This window comes from Devosia sp. 2618 (assembly GCF_040546815.1).
In the GTDB taxonomy this organism is placed as follows: Bacteria; Pseudomonadota; Alphaproteobacteria; order Rhizobiales; family Devosiaceae; genus Devosia.
In genome coordinates this window covers 2,611,179-2,629,096 of record NZ_JBEPOO010000001.1, presented here as the reverse complement: position 1 = coordinate 2,629,096, position 17,918 = coordinate 2,611,179, and the positions used below count along the sequence as shown (strand labels likewise).

Here is a 17,918-nt window from a genome sequence, read left to right as displayed (position 1 = left end):
ACTGTCGTTTTGCGCCGTTGTGTGCAGCACCCTTTGACGCGCCCCAGGCTTAGGGTTTTCCGCTGAACGACGAGTGGAGCCAAGCAGATGACCATCCGCAACCTTGCCACGGCGGCCGAGGGCCAGACTGACGCGGCCGCTTATTGCATTGTCGGCGGTGGCATTGCCGGATTGCTGCTCGCCACCCGCCTCGCCCGCCAGAACCGCAAGGTCATCGTGCTCGAAAGCGGCACCATGAGCCATGACGCAGACATCCACGCGCTCAATGAAATTGACGATCCCGGCGGGCGCTATGACCGCGCGCTGACCGGTCGCTACCGGGGCCTTGGCGGCTCATCCTCGCGCTGGGGCGGCCGCATGATCCCGATCAGTGACGAGGATCAAGGTCTGCGCGAGCATGTCTCCCAACCCGAATGGCCCAACGCCCCGCAGGCACTCGGACGCTATCAGAACGAGTTGGAAGAGCTGTTTTCCGTCGGCCACGATTCCTTTGAAGGCATCGAGGACATCGCGCCCGGCTCGTCGGGTCTGTTGCTTGCCGATCAGGACGATTTCAGGGCCCGCTGGGCCAAGGTGCCAACCTTTAAACGCTGCAATATCGTCACCATGCTCGGCGATGAAATTCGCTCCAGCCCCAACATTTCTGTCTGGCTCGGCGCCACCGTCTGCGACTTCGAACTTGATACCGAAACGGGTCGGCTCAAGGCGGTCAAGGCGCTGAGCCTGACGGGGCAGGGCATCACCATCCGGGCCAGGGATTTCACCATCGCCGCCGGAACGATTGAATCGACCCGGCTTCTATTGCTGCTCGACGAAGCCAGCGGTAACCACGCTTTCGAGCGCACCGACGCTTTGGGCCGCTATTTTCAGGATCACCTCAAGGCCGAGATCGCCGTCGTCGAACGCCAGCGAGCGGACCTCACCAATCACCTGTTCAGCTACCGTTTCATCAAGGGTACACGCCGCGACCTGCATCTGGAACTGTCGCACGGCGCGCAGCAGGGCGATGCCGTGTCGAGCTCGTTTGTCTATGTCTCGATGGATCTGGGCAATAGCGGCCTCGCGGCGGTCAAAAACATCGCCCACGGACTGCAGCGCCGAAAAGTGAACCCCGAGGACATTCGGACCGCCGCCAAAGACGTCGGCCTGATCGCCAAAGGCGCGTTCTGGCGGCTCTGGCACAAGCAGCTCTATGTGCCGCCCGGTATCAATTTCCGACTGATGACCTCGATCGAGCAACTGCCCGACCCACAAAACCGCATCCGCCTGTCGGCCAAAACCGACCGCCTCGGCGTGCGCAAACCGCTGTTTGAATGGAAACCTCGCGCCCCCGATGAGCGCACCTTCCAGTCCACCATCAGCCACCTGCGGCGCTATTGGGAACGCTCGGGCTTTGACAGTCTATGCCCGCTGACCTGGGCGCCCGGCGTTGGCGACCCCAATGTGCAGATCATCGACCGGGCGGAAGCCTGCGCCCATCCATCCGGCTCAACCCGCATGGGCACCGACCCGGCAACCTCGGTGGTCGGTCCCGACCTGCGCTGCCACAACGTGCCCAACGTCGCCGTCGCCAGCGCCTCGGTGTTCCCCACAGCCGGCAGCGCCAACCCCACCTTCACTATCATGAAGCTGGCCCTATGGCTCGCCGACTCCTACCTCCAGATGCCGCTGCTCTGAAGGCAGATGATAGTCCCGCCGTCCCTACTGCGCGATGCGGAGCGATGACAGAATGCGGGCAATCTGGCGGAAGGCGTCCCTGAGCTGAGCGCCGTTGTCCGCTGTAAAGGCATGCTGGGGCGACGTAGCGCAGTAATCCATGATCGCACGGGCCGGAGTATTTGCCGGAATATAGAAGGCCACCGTGTAGACCGTGATATTCTTGGCTTTCATCGCATCGCAATAGGCGCGGGCCTGCTGATAGGCGTCGCCGTTGGGCGCGTTACAATTAGTTTGATCCGTGGTGGCGCCGCTACCCGATGTAGAGTTACGGGCCACGACCCCTTCACAGTGCACGGTATTGTATTCGCCATCCGTCATGATGATGGCAGCCTTTAGTAGGTTCTCATGGTTATAGGCCGCTGGCCGGCTATCAAATGGCCAAGCATAGCCAAATTCCGGCGACAACATATACCAGGACCAAAGGGTACCCAGCGATCCTGAGGTCGAACCGCCATCAGTCAGTGCGTTTGCGGTCGCACGGAGCGTCGTTTTGTTGTCAGTGAGCGGCACAATGGCATTGGGAATGCATGGATTGTTTGAACCGGCATAATTCCGCCCGACCAGAGTTGTTGTCGGCGGCGCATCGTTTGTTCCGTTTATGGCGCGTTCTGTGACGCAGGTCGAGCCGGCGAGCGTATTGGTTCCCCCACCTGCCGTACTGAAATAGTAGTATGTGCACCCCTCCGTGGCGCTCTGCCAGGTGCAATGGAGATCGCCAGTATTGGCGACATATGCGCCAGCCGCGCCATTGAGCGCACCGGTCAGTTTTAACGTATTGGTCTGCGCTTCCGAGACCTGGAATGTCACGTCATTTGCGGCAGTCAAACCACCAACATTGGTGACCCGAACATACTCATTGTTCTTGTAGCCGTGAAGATTCGAAGTAACAAGGAGCGCGCAGTTATCGTACGTGCATTTGACCACCGATGCGCTGCCGGAAAATCCATTGTTTCTGCCATTGATCCCAGCCAACTGGAAGGTGTTGGTCGTCACACTGGAGACTTTGATGATCCGGTTGTTAATGCTCGACATGCCCGACACATTCCAAATGTAGACCCAGTCTCCGTTGGAGAAGCCATGTCCATTGGCTGTGACGATCGCTGGGTTGTTGGTTGACGTCGTTCTGTCGACAGCCGTGATGGCTTTGGTGTTGCCTGTTGTCCAGGCGATTGTCTTGATTCCCTTGGGACCACGAATGGGCCCACGCAGAGCGTCGGCGTAAACACCGGCATTGACGGCCTGCGCATAAGGCACCAGGGCCATCTTCGAGTAATTGAGGCTCTGGTCGTCGGCTACCACTGAATCGATCAGCTCAAGCACCGATGCCTTGAGGTCAGCGATGCGTTGACCTTTCATCGAACCGGTAATATCCAGCGCAACCGATATTTCCATGTCGAGCGCACCGCGCACGGCCTGCGACCTGAAGCCCGCGCTCATGGTGGGCACGCCGACCAGGTTCACAAAGTAAGTTGGGATCGTCAGCTCGCCGCTCAACGTCAGCGAGCCGGCCTTCGTGTCGATTTCAGGCTTGGCGACTTTCATGACGACGGAAGCATCGCCGATACGATTGCGCACCAGATCTTCCGCCTTCTTGCGGATCGTTTCCTGGTTGAACCCGGCCACGGTAATGTCGGGCTGCAGCGCCAGCGTCGCAGCGTCTAGCGCCACCTGTGCCTGGTTCTTGGTCTGCTCAAGCCGCACATAATCGACCACGGCTCCGCCGAAAGCGATCAGGACGATGGCCATTAGTCCGAACAGGACCGCAAAGACACCGCGCTCATCGCGTCCAAAACGCGCGGCCAATGCGAGGAAGCGATTCATAAGTGCAGTATCCGTGATGAGGGCGCAGAAAGTGTTGGCGCTGCCGATACTCAGGGAAAATCCTTATTAAAGGACCACCACCTTCGTATAAAGTTTGACACGTTCATAAAGGTCGATCACGTCCGCGTTAGTCATGCGAATGCAACCTGAAGAAACGTTTTGCCCAATAGTCCATGGCTCGGTCGTGCCGTGGATGCGATACAGCGTTGATCCAAGATAAAGCGCGCGGGCGCCGAGCGGGTTGTTGGTACCACCTTCCATAAAGCGCGGCAATTCGGGGCGGCGCTTCAGCATTTCTGCCGGCGGCGTCCAACTTGGCCATTCGGCCTTGCGGCTCACCTGATGGGTGCCGCTCCATTCAAATCCCGACTTGGCAACGCCGATGCCGTAGCGCAGCGCGCGCCCATCGCCGAGCACGAAATAGAGGAAATGCGCGCCGGTATCGATCACCAGGGTACCACTGCGTTCATTGGTCGGGTAGCTCACGACCTGCCGCAGATAGATCGGGTTCACCTGCCCATTACCCTGCAGCATCAGCGCGTGCTGCGGCTTGCCCGATGTCAGCGTGACACCTGGAGGCGGCGCGAAGCGCCAGCCCGGCTGTAGTCCCTGCGCTGCTGCCGGCAGCAGCATTGCGCTTGTAAGCAACAGAGCAATCAAACCCTTGGCGATAGACTTGGTCCCGATCATGACGACATCCACATTGCATGCCGACGAGGTGTCAGCTTGCTGTGATTGTTGCCGATAATTGGCCAATATGGGGTGAATTGGCATGGTTAAGCCATTGATCGAACTGATGGTTAGCGCATCGCTAAGCAAACCGAGCACGGCGTAGCGGCCAGCAATTGTGTTGTCGAAATGTTGGGCTTTGCATTCCATTGCAGGCGATGCCGGTCTAAGCATCTGCTTGATTTGCAACAAAGGTGCAGCAGCCATGTCGATTGTCGCCGATGCCGATGGCCTGCCACGTTGCCCCTGGGCCGGCGACGACGCGCTGTATCGTCACTATCACGACCGCGAATGGGGCCGCCCGGTCACCAATGACACGCGGCTATTCGAAAAGATTTGTCTTGAAGGCTTCCAGTCAGGCCTCTCCTGGATCACCATCCTGCGCAAACGCGAGCGCTTCCGCGAAGTGTTCCATGGCTTTGACATCGCCAAGGTCGCTGCCATGACCGATGAGGACGTCGAGCGCCTGCTGCAGGACACCGGCATCATCCGCCATCGCGGCAAGATCAACGCCACCATCAACAACGCCAAGCGCGCGCTCGAACTGCAAAAAGAGTTCGGCTCCCTCGCCGCCTATTTCTGGCGTTTCGAAACCCGCGCCGAACATCGCCCCGATGATCTGAGCTGGGCCTCGCTGCGTCTGCTCGGTCAGACCGACGCCTCGCGCGCCCTCAGCAAAGATCTGCGCAAGCGCGGCTTCAACTTCGTCGGCCCCACCACCTGCTATGCCTTCATGCAGGCCATGGGCCTGGTCAACGACCATATGGAAGGCTGTTTCTGCCGCGATGAGGTCGAGGCAGAACGCAACGCACTGGTGCGGCCGGCTTAGGCCCGGCTGCCCTCGCTGTTGCCTTCGCGCAACAATCAGCGCGCTCTGCGACACGGCGCCACATCATTGCTTGCCGATCACGGAAGCGCGAGCTAGAAGCGCCTCGTCCAATAACGCCAACCCGAGGGAGGCAGCACATGACAGACATGTTCACACGCCACCATCAGGGTCCTACTTCGCGACATCAGCGCCGAGCCTGACGCTCCGCCCTTTCGTCGCCTCGGCTCACCAGCCGCGGACATTTTTCTAGCCACCATGCCGTGACGTTTTGAAACCGGGTCGTTCTGCGACCGCGATTCCTTGCGTCACCATTCACATCATCAGAGGCCGGTCCGCGTTTTGACGCGCCCGGAAATCATCATGTCGTACGAACCCATTCCGCCGGGCAGCGTTGTCCTGCGCCTGGAATTCAACATCGCCGACGCCGTACACCAACGTGGCCTGCTCGCCGTCATGGGCGCAGCCATCTCCGCCTGGTGGAACCGACCCCGCCTGCCATCCAACGTTCCCGGCTATCTGCGCGAGGACATCGGGCTGCCGCCCGACGCAAACCCCAGCCATTGGCTGGACATCAGGGCAAACTCCAGCATACCCGGCCCCCTGCGGAGACCCGGGATGTAAGAGCTGGGGGAGGAGTGGGAAAACCCAACCCTCCCAACCACAAAGCTATCAGTCGTCCACCCTCCCCCTTGCGGGGAGGGAAGCGAGGTAGGACTTAGCCCTTAGCTAAGTCCGTGATCGAGCCGGGTGGGGGTATCTCTCCGCATACGCGATGGAGAAGACATCACCCCCACCCTTGATCCCTCCCCGCAATGGGGAGGGTGCCGACTACGTATCTGGTGGTGCAGAACGATTGCGTCTCACCCCAGCCGCCTGTTGTTTCCATCCCCCCGATCCGCTAGGAACGGCGCGACTTCCTGAGGCTACTCAAATGACCGAAAAAACCAAGCTGATCGCCCCGCGCCTGCCACGCGGTTTCGAGGATCGCACGCCCGGCGAAATCGCCGCCGTGGGCGCCATGATCGACAAGATCAGGAAAGTCTATGAGCGCTACGGCTTCGACCCCGTCGAAACCCCGCTTTTCGAATTCACCGAAACGCTCGGCAAGTTCCTGCCGGACACCGATCGGCCCAATGCCGGCGTGTTCTCGCTGCAGGACGATGACGAGCAGTGGATGAGCCTGCGCTACGATCTCACCGCGCCGCTCGCCCGTTACTTTGCCGAGAATTTCGAGAGCCTGCCCAAGCCCTACCGCTCCTATCGGCAGGGCTATGTGTTCCGCAATGAAAAGCCCGGTCCGGGCCGTTTCCGCCAGTTTATGCAGTTCGACGCGGATACCGTCGGGGCAGGCGGGCCGGAAGCTGACGCCGAAATGTGCATGATGATGGCCGACGTCATGGATGCGCTGGGCCTTGAGGGGCAGTACGTCGTCCGCGTCAACAATCGCAAGGTGCTCGACGGCGTGCTGGCGACAGCCGGCGTCACCACCGATGCGCAAAAGCTCACTGTTCTCCGCGCCATCGACAAGCTCGACAAGTTCGGCGCCGAAGGCGTCAAGCTGCTGCTCGGCGCGGGCCGCAAGGACGACAGCGGCGACTTCACCAAGGGCGCTGGCCTCACCCCCGAACAGATCGAACCGATCCTCACCTATGTCGATAGCGGCGTTCCCGCCGGAGGCGTCGAAAAGGGCAGCAACGCCCATGTCGTCTCGACCATCAACACACTGGCCGGCCTGATCGGCGGTTCCGAAACCGGCCTTGCCGGTGTGCAGGAACTGGCCTCGATCTTTGGTCTCGTCAGCGCCGCCGGTTTTGGCGGTCGCGTCATCCTCGATCCCTCCGTCGTGCGTGGCCTCGAATATTACACTGGCGCCGTTTTCGAAGTCGAACTGACCTTCAAGGTGCAGAACGAAAAGGGCCAGGACGTCGTGTTCGGTTCAGTCGGCGGCGGCGGTCGTTACGACGGCCTCGTCTCCCGGTTCCGTCGCGAGCCCGTGCCGGCCACCGGCTTCTCCATCGGCGTCTCGCGCCTTGCCAATGCGCTCAAGCTCTCCGGCAATCTGGGCGCCGCCGAGCCCGTCGGCCCGGTCGTCGTCCTCGTCATGGATAAGGACCAAATGGCTGGCTACCAGGCCATGGTCGCCGAACTGCGCAATGCCGGCATCCGTGCCGAAATGTTCCTGGGCAACACCAAGAATTTCGGCAAGCAGGTCGCCTATGCCGACAAGCGCAATGCGCCTGCCGTCATCATCGAGGGCAGCCAGGAGCGCGAGCAGGGCATCCTCCAGATCAAGGACCTGATCGCCGGCAAGCAGGCCGCCGCCGCCATCACGGACAACGCCGAATGGAAAGCCGCCCGCCCCGGCCAGTTCGAAATCAAGCGCGAAGACCTCGTCACCGCCGTGCAGAAACTGCTGAGCGAGCAATGAGCGTGCGGCTTCTCCCCCACCGCTTCTTCACCTCTCCCTTTGGGGGAGAGGTCGACCCTTTTGGGTCGGGTGAGGGGGCCTTTTCTGGATGCGGTGCTCGGGGCAGGCCCCTTCACCCGGCGCGTTGCGCCGACCTCTCCCCCCAGGGAGAGGTGAAGAGGGCGACCCCATGACCAACGCCGCTTTCCGACGCACACAGCTCGAAGACCTCGTCGAGGCCCAGGGCGCCTGCCGCGCTACCCCGCCCCTGCTGCTCTCCGCCGATCCCTATTTCGATCTCGCGGGCGAAGAGTTCGGCCGTCGCATGTTGCTGACCACCGACAGCAATGGCGCCGAATACTGCCTGCGCCCCGATTTCACCCTGCCCATCGTTAAATCCTACATCGATGATGGAGTCGGCGAACCGGCCGCCTTCTCCTATCTGGGCCCGATTTTCCGCCAGCGCGAAACCGGCCCCGCCGAGTTCGATCAGGCCGGCATCGAATTGCTCGCTCAGCATGATGGCGATGTGGCGCTCGATCAGGTTCTGACCTTCGCCCGCGCGGCTCTCTCCATTTTCGGCGTTGCCCCCGACATCCGCCTCGGCGGCGTCGGCCTGTTCGAGGCTTTGCTGGTGCAAGCAGACATGCCCGACGCCTGGCGTCCGCGTATCCGCAATCGCTTCGGCCACACGGAAGCGCTCGACCGGCTGCTGACCCGCCTCGAAGCTGCGCCGAATGTCGCGCGCGAACAGCAGCCCTCGCGCGAAGAACTGGTGCAGTCGGTCACCGAACAGATGGTCGCCGCTGGCCTCAGCCTCTCCGAAGGTCGCTCGCCCGAAGAGATCGCCGAGCGCTATCTCGAACAGCAGGCGCTCGATGCGGCCCACGTTCCTGCCAAAACGCTCAAGCTGCTGCGCTCATACCTGGCGATTTCCGGTCCGGTGTTGCAGGCACTGACTCAGGTCGAAAAGCTCGCCGCCGAACACCGCCTGATGCTGGGCGCGCCGATTCGCGCCATCCGCCGCCATCTCAATGGCCTCGGCGAAGCCCGCGTCAGCTTCGATGCCAGTTTCTCGCCGCGTCTCGATTATTACACCGGCATTGTCTTTGAAATGACCAGCCCATCCGGCGATGTTCTGGCCTCTGGCGGCCAGTATGACCGCCTGCTCGAACGCCTCGGGGCCACCGCGCCCATCGCCGCTTCCGGCTGTTCGGTCTGGGTCGATCGCCTCGAAGCGGAGGTCCGCGCATGACCGGCATTACGCTCGCCGTCCCCTCGAAGGGCCGTCTTGAAGAACTCACCCGTGACTGGTTTGCCGCGAACGGCATGACCATTACCCGCCCCGGCGGCGCGCGCTCCTATCTTGGCGCGGTTGAAGGCCACCCCGATATTACGGTGCGGTTCTTTCCCGCCTCCGAGATCGCCCGCGAACTGATCCGCGGCACGATCGATATCGGCGTCACCGGCCTCGATCTGATCCACGAAACCAGCGAAATTGGCCCCTCGGCCGTTCACATCGCCAAGCCACTCGGCTTCGGCAAAGCCGACTGCGTCGTCGCCGTTCCCGATAGCTGGATCGACGTCACCCACATGCACGATCTGGCCGACGTCGCCTCCGATTTCCGCAGCCGTCACGGCCGCTGGATGCGCATCGCCACCAAATATATCACCATCACCCGCCAGCATTTCGCCAAGGCCGGCATTGCCGAATACCGCACGGTGGAAAGCCTCGGCGCCACCGAAGCAGCCCCGGCATCGGGCGTGGCCGATATCGTCGTCGATATCACCACCACCGGTTCAACCCTCGCGGCCAATGGCCTTCGCGTGCTCGAAGATGGCGTCATGCTGCAAAGCGAAGCCTGCCTCATCGTCTCGCGCACCGCCGACTGGCCAGCAGAGCGCAAGGCGTTGCTCTACACCGTCCTGGCAAAGCTGGGTGCAAACGCGGGCGCATAAGCATGGAGTGGCAATGGCTCCTCTTTCTCATTCCCATCACGCTGGTCAGCGGGCTGCTCATCCTGCTGATCGGCACCCCGCGCGGCCGCATCAATGGCCGTGGCCGCAACCCGACATCGGGTGACGGTGCCGCATCATCCAGCGACGCGGGCCCGACCCCTTCAAGCGGACGTCACGACACGACCCATGACACTGGCTTCGACAGCTCCAGCGATAGCGGCGGCGGAGATGGCGGTGGTGGTGGAGGTGACTGACGGCGCCTCGATAGCCGCGCTCCCCATAAACTGCGGCAACATTGCCTGAGGCCCCGATTCACGGCACAAGACTTAGACAGCATTGCGGGGCGGGGCGGAATTGACTGATAGCATCGAACTCACCATCCTGATGCCCTGCCTCAATGAGGCTGAGACGCTGGCGACCTGCATCAACAAGGCGCAATCGTATCTCGACCGCACCGGCATTTCCGGCGAAGTCGTCATCGCCGATAACGGCTCGACCGATGGCTCGCGCGAGATCGCCGAAGGCCTCGGCGCCCGCGTCGTGCCGGTGCCCGAACGCGGCTATGGGGCAGCACTGGGCGGCGGCATTCAGGCGGCGCGCGGTCGCTACATCATCATGGCCGATGCCGATGACAGCTATGATTTCTCCAAGCTCGACGCCTTCGTCGCCGCATTGCGCGATGGTGCCGATCTGGTCATGGGCAATCGCTTTGCCGGTGGCATCGCGCCCGGCGCCATGCCTTGGCATCACCGCTACATCGGCAATCCGGTGCTCAGCGCCTTCGGACGCCTGTTCTTCCGCACCCCCATTCGCGACTTCCATTGCGGCCTGCGCGGCTTCTCGCGCGAGGCGATCCTGGCGCTCAACCTGCGCACCACCGGCATGGAATTCGCCTCCGAAATGGTGGTCAAGGCAACACTGGCTCAACTCGACGTGCGCGAAGTGCCCACGACGCTCGCCAAGGACGGTCGCTCCCGCCCGCCGCATCTGCGCTCGTTCCGCGACGGTTGGCGCCACCTGCGCTTCCTGCTGCTGTTCTCGCCGCGCTGGCTGTTCCTCTATCCCGGCCTCGCGCTGCTCGCCGTCGGTCTCGTGGTCGGCGGGCTACTCCTGCCCGGTCCATTCCGTGTCGGCAACGTCAGCTTCGACGTCCACACGTTCCTCGTCGCCGCGCTCTGCATTATCGTTGGGCTACAGTCGATTTCCTTTGCGGTCATCGGCCGACGCTTTGCCTCGCGCTACGGCTTCATCCCGCGCTCCAGCAATCACGACCGCCTGCTCGAGGCCCTCACGCTCGAACGCATCCTGCTAGTTGCCGTTGTCCTGATGCTGATCGGCCTCGGCGCATTGGGCTGGGGCCTGTCCGAATGGGCCAAGCGCGATTTCGGACCGCTCAACCAGACCAGCACCATGCGCGCCGTCATTCTGGCCATGACCGCGCTCGTGTCCGGTTTCCAGATGATGATGAGCGGCTTCATGTCGTCCATGATCAACATTCCCATCTATGAGCGCCGTGTGGCCGAGGCACCCTTGCCCGACAGCACGACGCATATCCGCACCCTATAACGCCCCGGAGCACTATGCTCGATCCCCTGATCCTGCTGGCCTTGGCCGGTGTCGGCCTGTTGGCCGGTTTTGTTGACGCGATTGCAGGTGGAGGCGGGATGATCGCGCTGCCGGCGCTGCTGTCGGTTGGTCTGCCGCCCGTTTCGGCGCTGGCGACCAACAAACTGCAATCGGTGGTGGGCACCGGCATGGCAGCGCTCACCTACTGGCGGCGGGGCTTTGTCTCGCTCAAAGCGCTGATCCCCGCTATCGCGCTCACCTATGCCGGCAGCCTGATCGGCGCGCTGGTGGTCAAACAAATCGATGTCAGTTTGCTCGATACGGCCGTGCCGGTCGCGCTGATCGGTATTGCGCTCTATTTCCTGTTCGCGCCAAACCTCTCCGACGCCGACAAGTCGGCACGCCTGCCGTTTGGCCTCTTCGTGCCGATCATGGGCTTTGCCATCGGCTTTTACGACGGAATTTTCGGGCCCGGCACGGGCTCATTCTTCACCATCGGTTTTGTCATGCTGTTTGGCATGGGCCTGACCCGCGCCTCGGGCAACACCAAGATATTGAACCTGGTGTCTAACCTGGCCGCGCTCACCATCTTCATCCCGGCCGGCGACGTCGTCTGGCCAGCAGCCATCGCCATGGCGGTGGGGCAGGTGGTCGGCGGTTATCTCGGAGCCCGAACCGGCATCCGCTACGGCGCCAAGATCATCCGTCCGGTGGTTGTGGTGGTGTCGATTGCGCTGGCGCTACGCCTGCTGTTCTTCCGCTGAGCGGACACGGCCTCGTCCTTCGACAGGCTCAGGATGAGGCTTACTGAGATTAGGCGGCTCTAAGTGCATACCTCAGGATGAGCCTCCGAGATTGACACCCCAACCGACCGCATCCCGAACCCGATCCCCCCAACAGACCCATCCTGAGCCTGTCGAAGGACGAGGTCGTGGCACGATCTACCCAACCCCTCAATCCAGCCCCGCCACTCCACGCAGCGCGGCATTGATCCGGTCCTGCCAACCCGGACCATCTTCCTGAAAATGCTCTAGCACAGCGCGGTCGAGCCGCAGCGACACCATTTCCTTGCCCTCGGGCGGCGTAGCTGGCTTGGCCGGCGCTGCCGCAACTGGCTTGGTGGTGGCGCTCTTGAAAGCGGCTTCGGCCTGGTCAAAGGCGCTGCCGCGTCGGGGTGTCCGCATCGAATCTTCCTCGTGATTTTGGGCAGTCTATTGCCGGGCGGCGGGCAGGGCGCAACAAAAAAGGCGCCGTGTTGCCACAGCGCCTTTCCACAAAGTTCGTGACTGGGAAGAAACGAACCTTGAAGTCGTAATTTCTGCCAGGCGGCAATGCCGCCCGGCCGTGGGACGTATCCGCCCGTGAGCGAAAAGGAGAATCTAAATCGCTAAGCGATTTAGAAGTCCATGCCACCCATGCCGCCCATGCCGCCGCCGCCTGGCATTGCCGGTGCGTCATGCTTAGGGGCTTCAACGATCAGGGCTTCCGTCGTGATCAGCAGCGATGCAACCGAAGCTGCGTCCTGCAGGGCATGACGAACGACCTTCACCGGGTCGATAACGCCGAGTGCAACGAGGTCACCATATTCACCGGTGGCAGCGTTGTAGCCGAAGTTTGGCGAGTTGTTCTCGAGGATCTTGCCGACCACAACCGAACCTTCAGCGCCAGCATTGTTGGCGATGGTACGCACTGGTTCCTGCAGGGCACGACGAACGATCGCGATACCAGCAGCCTGATCAGCATTGATGCCGGTCACGGTGATGGCATGTGCAGCGCGCAGCAGAGCGACGCCGCCGCCGGGGACGATGCCTTCTTCAACAGCAGCACGGGTAGCGTTCAGCGCGTCGTCGACGCGGTCCTTGCGCTCCTTGACTTCAACTTCAGTCGAGCCGCCAACGCGGATCACGGCAACACCGCCGGCGAGCTTTGCCAGACGTTCCTGCAGCTTTTCCTTGTCATAGTCCGAAGTGGTTTCTTCGATCTGCGACTTGATCTGACCAACGCGGCCCTGGATGTCTTCCTGGGTGCCGGCGCCGTCGACGATCGTGGTGTTTTCCTTGGTGATTTCAACGCGCTTGGCAGTGCCGAGCATGTCGATGGTCACGTTCTCGAGCTTGATGCCGAGATCTTCTGAGATCACCTGGCCGCCGGTCAGGATGGCGATGTCTTCGAGCATTGCCTTGCGGCGATCGCCAAAGCCTGGTGCCTTGACGGCAGCAACCTTGAGGCCGCCACGCAGACGGTTGACGACGAGGGTCGCAAGAGCCTCACCTTCGATGTCTTCAGCAATGATCAGCAGTGGGCGCTGGCTCTGAACAACCGACTCGAGGATCGGCAGGATAGCCTGAAGGTTCGACAGCTTCTTTTCGTGCAGGAGGATCACTGGATCTTCCAGAACGGCGGTCATCTTCTCGGCATTGGTCACGAAGTATGGCGACAGGTAGCCACGGTCGAACTGCATGCCTTCAACGACGTCGAGTTCGGTCTCAGCAGTCTTGGCTTCTTCGACGGTGATGACACCCTCGTTGCCGACCTTCTGCATGGCTTCCGAAATCATCTCGCCGATCGAGGTTTCGCCGTTGGCCGAAATAGTGCCGACCTGCGAAACTTCCGAAGACGACGTGATCTTCTTGGCCGAAGCCTTGAGCGAAGCCACAACTTCTTCAACAGCGAGGTCGATGCCGCGCTTCAGATCCATTGGGTTGAAGCCGGCGGCAACAGCCTTGACGCCTTCAACAACGATGGCCTGACCGAGAACGGTCGCAGTGGTGGTGCCGTCGCCAGCAACGTCGTTGGTCTTGGAAGCGACCGAACGCAGCAGCTGTGCGCCGAGGTTTTCGAACTTGTCTTCGAGTTCGATTTCCTTGGCAACCGACACGCCGTCCTTGGTGATGCGTGGCGCACCGAAGGACTTTTCGATCACGACGTTACGACCCTTTGGGCCGAGGGTCACCTTGACTGCGTTTGCCAGGATGTTGACGCCACGCAGCATCTTGTCGCGCGCGTCAGTGGAGAACTTTACTTCTTTAGCGGCCATGGAGGGCGCTCCTTAAAGTGCAGACAAAAAGAAAGGGATGAGGAAGCAGAAGCGTCTGACCAAAAAGTGCAAAGCGGTTTTTGGGAAATTCAGACGCGTTCAAAAATAAAAACGCGGTTCCGGATTTCCGGAACACTTCGCGTTTTTAAGCTTCGACGATGCCCATGATGTCGGATTCTTTCATGATCAGCAGGTCTTCACCGTCGACCTTGACCTCGGTGCCGCTCCACTTGCCGAACAGCACGCGGTCGCCGGCCTTGACGTCAAGCGCGGTTACTTTGCCGGAATCGTCGCGGGCGCCGGGGCCAACGGAAACGATCACGCCTTCGGATGGCTTTTCCTTGGCGGTGTCTGGGATGATAATCCCGCCTTTGGTCTTTTCTTCGCTGTCGAGGCGACGGACGACCACGCGGTCGTGCAGGGGACGGAAGCTCATGATTGCTCCTATTAGCATCAAACTGAAATGCAATTTCGCGCTGTTAGCACTCACGATTGTAGAGTGCTAATGCAGTGCAGGGGATATATGGCGCACCCCCTTTAGAGTCAAGGTCGGGTGAACCGAGTTTGTGTTCGTGCGTTGATCTCGGACACTCTCAAAACTCTAAATGGCAGGTCATCATGACGCGTCAATGTCTGGACAAAGATATCAAGATCACACCCGCCAAAGGCCGGGTCCATGTGCTGTTTGACGACGCCGAAATCGGCAGCTCGCTGAACGCCCTCGAACTCGACGAGCCCGGCGCGCCGCTGCGCATATATATTCCGCGCGAAGACATCCGCGAGGACGTGCTGGAGCGCTCCGAAATCCGCACCACATGCCCCTATAAGGGCGAGGCGCACTACTACACCCTCAAAACCCTAACCGCCGACGGCCCCGACCAGGTCTGGTACTACCCCGACCCATGCCCCCTGGTTGAACCCATCCGCGACCACCTCGCCTTCTGGGGCGACCGCATCGAGTATCGGACGTCCGAGGTTTAGAGGGCATGCCCTCGTGGTTCGAGGGTCGCTGCGCTCCCGCCTCACCTTGAGGGCTGCTCTAGTCGCAATGTCCTCGTAGCCCTCATGGTGAGGTGCGAGTTCTTCACGAGCCTCGAACCACGAGGGCGTGGCACAAACCCACTTTCCCCCTTCCAAGCCACCGCAACCTGAGCCATAAGGCAAGCATGACCCAGGATAACACTCTACAGATCAAGCTGCGCCTCAAGGGCGGCAGCGGCCCGAACGCTAACTGGCATTGGGAAATCCACGATGCCGAAGGCAAAATCCTCAAGACCGGCAGTGCTGTCGGCCCTGAGCACAAGGCATTCGCCACCGCGCGTATTGCCAAGGAAAAGCTGGAGCAAGCCTCCGGAAATTGATCCCGGCCGCCGGATTTAAGAGACTGCCGTGACCGTTTCCAAGCCCACCCTGTCCCATAGCCCCGCGCAACATCGGGGTGGGCCAATGCGTGGCATCGTGCTCAAGGTCTTTTCCGTCTGCTGCTTTGTGGTCATGGCCACCATGCTCAAGGCCACCGGGACCATCCCGACCGGCGAGCTGGTTTTCTTCCGCTGTTTTTTCGCCATTCTGCCCGTCGTCGCCTATTTGCTGTGGCGGCGGCAGTTGCGCGTTGCCCTCCACACCAAGAACCCGTTCGGTCACGTTGTGCGTGCGCTGGTTGGCGCCACATCGATGGGGCTGGGCTTTTTCGCGCTGACCCGGCTGCCGCTGCCGGAATCCACCGCCATCGGTTACGCCGCGCCGCTGCTCATCGTCGTGTTCAGCGCCCTGCTGCTCAAGGAGCAGGTACATCTGTTTCGCTGGACGGCGGTTATCGTCGGGCTCGTGGGTGTGCTCATCATTCTGTGGCCGCGCCTGACGCTGTTCTCCAGCGGTCAGCCCGCGGGCGATAGCGAAGCCATCGGTGCCATTGCGGCCTTTGCCGGCGCCATCGTCACCGCTTTTGCCATGATGCAGGTGCGCAAGCTGGTGCAAACCGAGCGCACCGAAGCCATCGTCATCTACTTTTTCATCAGCGCCAGCGTGCTGTCACTGCTGACGCTGCCCTTCGGCTGGGTCATGCCGACGCCGCAACAGGCCGCTTTGCTGGTCGGCGCGGGCTTTGCCGGTGGCATTGGCCAGCTGCTGCTGACCTCATGCTATCGCTATGCCGATATGTCAGTGATCGCGCCGTTCGAATATGTCTCGCTGCTGCTGACGCTGGTCATCGGCATGACCATTTTCGGCGACGTGCCAACGGCCGCCATGATCTTTGGCGCCATCATCATCGTCTGCTCCGGCATCGCCGTCATCCTGCGCGAGCACTATCTGGGCCTTGACCGCGTCAAGGCCCGTGAAGCCAATACGCCTTAGCTCGCGACGGCCATTTCCGCCCAGCCCTGGCGCTTGCGATAGATCGTCGATGGGCTGATTTCGAGCGCTGCGGCGGCCAGCGAAACATTGCCGCCAAAGCTGGCAATGGCATCTTCGATAATGCGCTGTTCCTGCTGCCACATCGGCAAGATGACTTGCCGACGTTCTGCTTTCGGCGTCGCCTCTACCGGCGCCACCACACCACGCGACTCGATGTCGGCGGCATTGAGCATGGGCATGGTGATCTCGCCACCATCGCCCATCACCACCATCCGCCGCACCAGGTTCTGCAACTGGCGCACATTGCCCGGCCATTCGGCCGAGGTCAGCAGCGACGCCACATCGGGCGCAAAGCCGCCAAACCGCTTGTGTTCCTCGGCGGCATAGCGCGCGAGGAAATGGCGGGCCAGCACCATGATGTCGCTCGGCCGCTGCCGCAGCGGCGGCAGATGGATCGGCAGCACATGCAGGCGGTAGAACAGGTCTTCGCGGAACTTCTTTTCGGTGATCAGCTGCATCGGGTTGCGGTTGGTCGCGCAGATCACCCGCACATCCACCCGCCGCACCGCTGCCTCGCCAACCCGGCTCAACGTTCCAGTCTGCAGGAATCGGAGCAATTTGCTCTGGAGCGACAAATCCATTTCCCCGATTTCATCGAGGAACAGCGTGCCGCCATCGGCCAGTTCGGCGGCGCCCTTGCGGTCGTCATGCGCGCCGGTAAAGGCCCCGCGCGCCACGCCGAACAATTCGCTTTCCATCAGGTCACGCGGGATCGCCGCGCAGTTGATCGCCACCAGCCGCTTGCCGGCGCGCGGACCCTTTTCATGCAGCGCCTCGGCGCACACATCCTTGCCGGTGCCGCTTTCGCCGGTGATGAACACGGGCGCGGAGGAGGGGGCAATGCGCCCGATCTGCTCATAGACAAACTGCATGGCGCTCGATGAGCCGATAAAGCCGGCAAAATCGGCCAGCCCTTCGCCACAGGCTTCAATGCTCAGCGAACGCCCCTTGCCGTGGCGCTGTGCCAATTCGCCAATCCGCGCAGCCATCGCCGGGCCATTGATCGGCTTGACCACATAATCATGCGCCCCGGCCCGCATCGCGCCCACCGATGCCGACACCGAAGCGCCATCGGATACGGCGATCAGCAGCGCGCCATCGGCCAGTCGCACCAGTCGCGCCACCGCGTCATCGCTGCGCGCGCCAAGATCCTTAAGGCTGGCAAGGTCGGCCAGAACGATATCGAAACGGCTGTCGCGCAGCAGCTCGCATGCCTGCTTGCCGCCATTGGCGATGGTCACGCGCAGATTGCTCAGGCTCTGGTTCAGCGTTTCGACAACCAGCTGCGCATGGGCATGGGCTTCGTCGATGAGCAACAGCTGTCCATGGGGCTCGCCGTCGCCAAGAGTATGCATCGCCATGCAGCCCAGTCCTCGCTTCTAATCCGCTGGTCGATGCGCTTCGGCTTGACGCCAAAGTTCTCCGCCAGGCCTTCG

At 61.6% G+C, this 17,918-nt stretch carries 18 protein-coding genes; 12 read left to right on the top strand and 6 right to left on the bottom strand.

The genetic code is table 11. From position 1 onward, the window contains the following. Window positions 1–87: 87 nt before the first annotated feature. Window positions 88–1,677 carry a GMC oxidoreductase gene (locus tag ABIE28_RS13195; RefSeq protein ID WP_354063640.1) on the top strand — a complete coding sequence of 530 codons (1,590 nt, stop codon included), beginning with the start codon at window positions 88–90 and terminating at the stop codon, window positions 1,675–1,677. Window positions 1,678–1,701: 24 nt separating this feature from the next. On the opposite strand, the gene ABIE28_RS13190 is transcribed toward ABIE28_RS13195, so the two are convergent. Together ABIE28_RS13190 and ABIE28_RS13185 are read right to left on the bottom strand one after the other, a co-directional pair. Next, a complete protein-coding gene (locus ABIE28_RS13190; RefSeq protein ID WP_354063638.1) occupies window positions 1,702–3,540 on the bottom strand; it encodes a TadE/TadG family type IV pilus assembly protein in 1,839 nt (612 codons plus the stop codon). A 66-nt stretch (window positions 3,541–3,606) separates the two neighbouring features. Next, on the bottom strand, window positions 3,607–4,476 hold the full coding sequence (locus ABIE28_RS13185; protein WP_354063637.1) for a L,D-transpeptidase: 870 nt from the start codon (window positions 4,474–4,476) through the stop codon (window positions 3,607–3,609). Between ABIE28_RS13185 and ABIE28_RS13180 the strand changes: the two genes are divergently transcribed. The 8 genes from ABIE28_RS13180 (at window position 4,475) to ABIE28_RS13145 (ending at window position 11,794) form a co-directional block, all read left to right on the top strand. Beyond that, window positions 4,475–5,098 carry a DNA-3-methyladenine glycosylase I gene (locus ABIE28_RS13180; protein ID WP_354063635.1) on the top strand — a complete coding sequence of 208 codons (624 nt, stop codon included), beginning with the start codon at window positions 4,475–4,477 and terminating at the stop codon, window positions 5,096–5,098. The two genes, ABIE28_RS13185 and ABIE28_RS13180, sit on opposite strands and share 2 nt — an antisense overlap. Before the next feature lie 360 nt (window positions 5,099–5,458). Next, window positions 5,459–5,719 (top strand): hypothetical protein, encoded by a 261-nt coding sequence (locus ABIE28_RS13175; RefSeq protein ID WP_354063633.1) that lies wholly within the window; start codon window positions 5,459–5,461, stop codon window positions 5,717–5,719. Window positions 5,720–6,029: 310 nt separating this feature from the next. Further along, a complete protein-coding gene (gene hisS, locus ABIE28_RS13170; RefSeq protein WP_354063631.1) occupies window positions 6,030–7,526 on the top strand; it encodes a histidine--tRNA ligase in 1,497 nt (498 codons plus the stop codon). 169 nt (window positions 7,527–7,695) lie between these two features. After that, the gene (locus ABIE28_RS13165) at window positions 7,696–8,760 is read left to right on the top strand and encodes an ATP phosphoribosyltransferase regulatory subunit (RefSeq protein WP_354063629.1); all 1,065 of its coding nucleotides are present in this window, start codon (window positions 7,696–7,698) and stop codon (window positions 8,758–8,760) included. Next, the gene (gene hisG / locus ABIE28_RS13160) at window positions 8,757–9,464 is read left to right on the top strand and encodes an ATP phosphoribosyltransferase (RefSeq protein ID WP_354063627.1); all 708 of its coding nucleotides are present in this window, start codon (window positions 8,757–8,759) and stop codon (window positions 9,462–9,464) included. Before ABIE28_RS13165 ends, hisG begins: the two co-directional genes overlap by 4 nt. Window positions 9,465–9,466: 2 nt before the next feature. Next, a complete protein-coding gene (locus ABIE28_RS13155) occupies window positions 9,467–9,718 on the top strand; it encodes a hypothetical protein (RefSeq protein ID WP_354063625.1) in 252 nt (83 codons plus the stop codon). 100 nt (window positions 9,719–9,818) lie between these two features. Beyond that, a complete protein-coding gene (locus ABIE28_RS13150; RefSeq protein ID WP_354063623.1) occupies window positions 9,819–11,030 on the top strand; it encodes a glycosyltransferase family 2 protein in 1,212 nt (403 codons plus the stop codon). 14 nt (window positions 11,031–11,044) lie between these two features. Next, complete coding sequence (locus tag ABIE28_RS13145; protein ID WP_354063621.1) at window positions 11,045–11,794, top strand: TSUP family transporter; 750 nt, start codon at window positions 11,045–11,047, stop codon at window positions 11,792–11,794. A gap of 189 nt (window positions 11,795–11,983) precedes the next feature. Here the strand turns inward: ABIE28_RS13145 and ABIE28_RS13140 are convergent, their stop codons facing one another. The 3 genes from ABIE28_RS13140 to ABIE28_RS13130 all read right to left on the bottom strand — a co-directional run bounded on the left by ABIE28_RS13140 (window position 11,984) and on the right by ABIE28_RS13130 (window position 14,503). After that, the gene (locus ABIE28_RS13140) at window positions 11,984–12,214 is read right to left on the bottom strand and encodes a BrnA antitoxin family protein (RefSeq protein WP_354063619.1); all 231 of its coding nucleotides are present in this window, start codon (window positions 12,212–12,214) and stop codon (window positions 11,984–11,986) included. Between the two features lie 212 nt (window positions 12,215–12,426). Continuing rightward, complete coding sequence (groL, locus tag ABIE28_RS13135) at window positions 12,427–14,067, bottom strand: chaperonin GroEL (RefSeq protein ID WP_354063618.1); 1,641 nt, start codon at window positions 14,065–14,067, stop codon at window positions 12,427–12,429. A 145-nt stretch (window positions 14,068–14,212) separates the two neighbouring features. Further along, window positions 14,213–14,503, bottom strand: a complete 291-nt coding sequence (locus tag ABIE28_RS13130; RefSeq protein ID WP_354063616.1) for a co-chaperone GroES — start codon at window positions 14,501–14,503, stop codon at window positions 14,213–14,215. A 182-nt stretch (window positions 14,504–14,685) separates the two neighbouring features. On the opposite strand from ABIE28_RS13130, the gene ABIE28_RS13125 reads away from it, so the two are divergent. The 3 genes from ABIE28_RS13125 (at window position 14,686) to ABIE28_RS13115 (ending at window position 16,422) form a co-directional block, all read left to right on the top strand. Continuing rightward, window positions 14,686–15,048 (top strand): DUF427 domain-containing protein, encoded by a 363-nt coding sequence (locus ABIE28_RS13125; protein ID WP_354063614.1) that lies wholly within the window; start codon window positions 14,686–14,688, stop codon window positions 15,046–15,048. A 185-nt stretch (window positions 15,049–15,233) separates the two neighbouring features. Continuing rightward, window positions 15,234–15,428 (top strand): hypothetical protein, encoded by a 195-nt coding sequence (locus ABIE28_RS13120; RefSeq protein WP_354063613.1) that lies wholly within the window; start codon window positions 15,234–15,236, stop codon window positions 15,426–15,428. Between the two features lie 85 nt (window positions 15,429–15,513). Further along, on the top strand, window positions 15,514–16,422 hold the full coding sequence (locus ABIE28_RS13115) for a DMT family transporter (RefSeq protein ID WP_354066451.1): 909 nt from the start codon (window positions 15,514–15,516) through the stop codon (window positions 16,420–16,422). On the opposite strand, the gene ABIE28_RS13110 is transcribed toward ABIE28_RS13115, so the two are convergent. Continuing rightward, on the bottom strand, window positions 16,419–17,843 hold the full coding sequence (locus ABIE28_RS13110; RefSeq protein ID WP_354063612.1) for a sigma-54 interaction domain-containing protein: 1,425 nt from the start codon (window positions 17,841–17,843) through the stop codon (window positions 16,419–16,421). The two genes, ABIE28_RS13115 and ABIE28_RS13110, sit on opposite strands and share 4 nt — an antisense overlap. Window positions 17,844–17,918 lie beyond the last annotated feature (75 nt).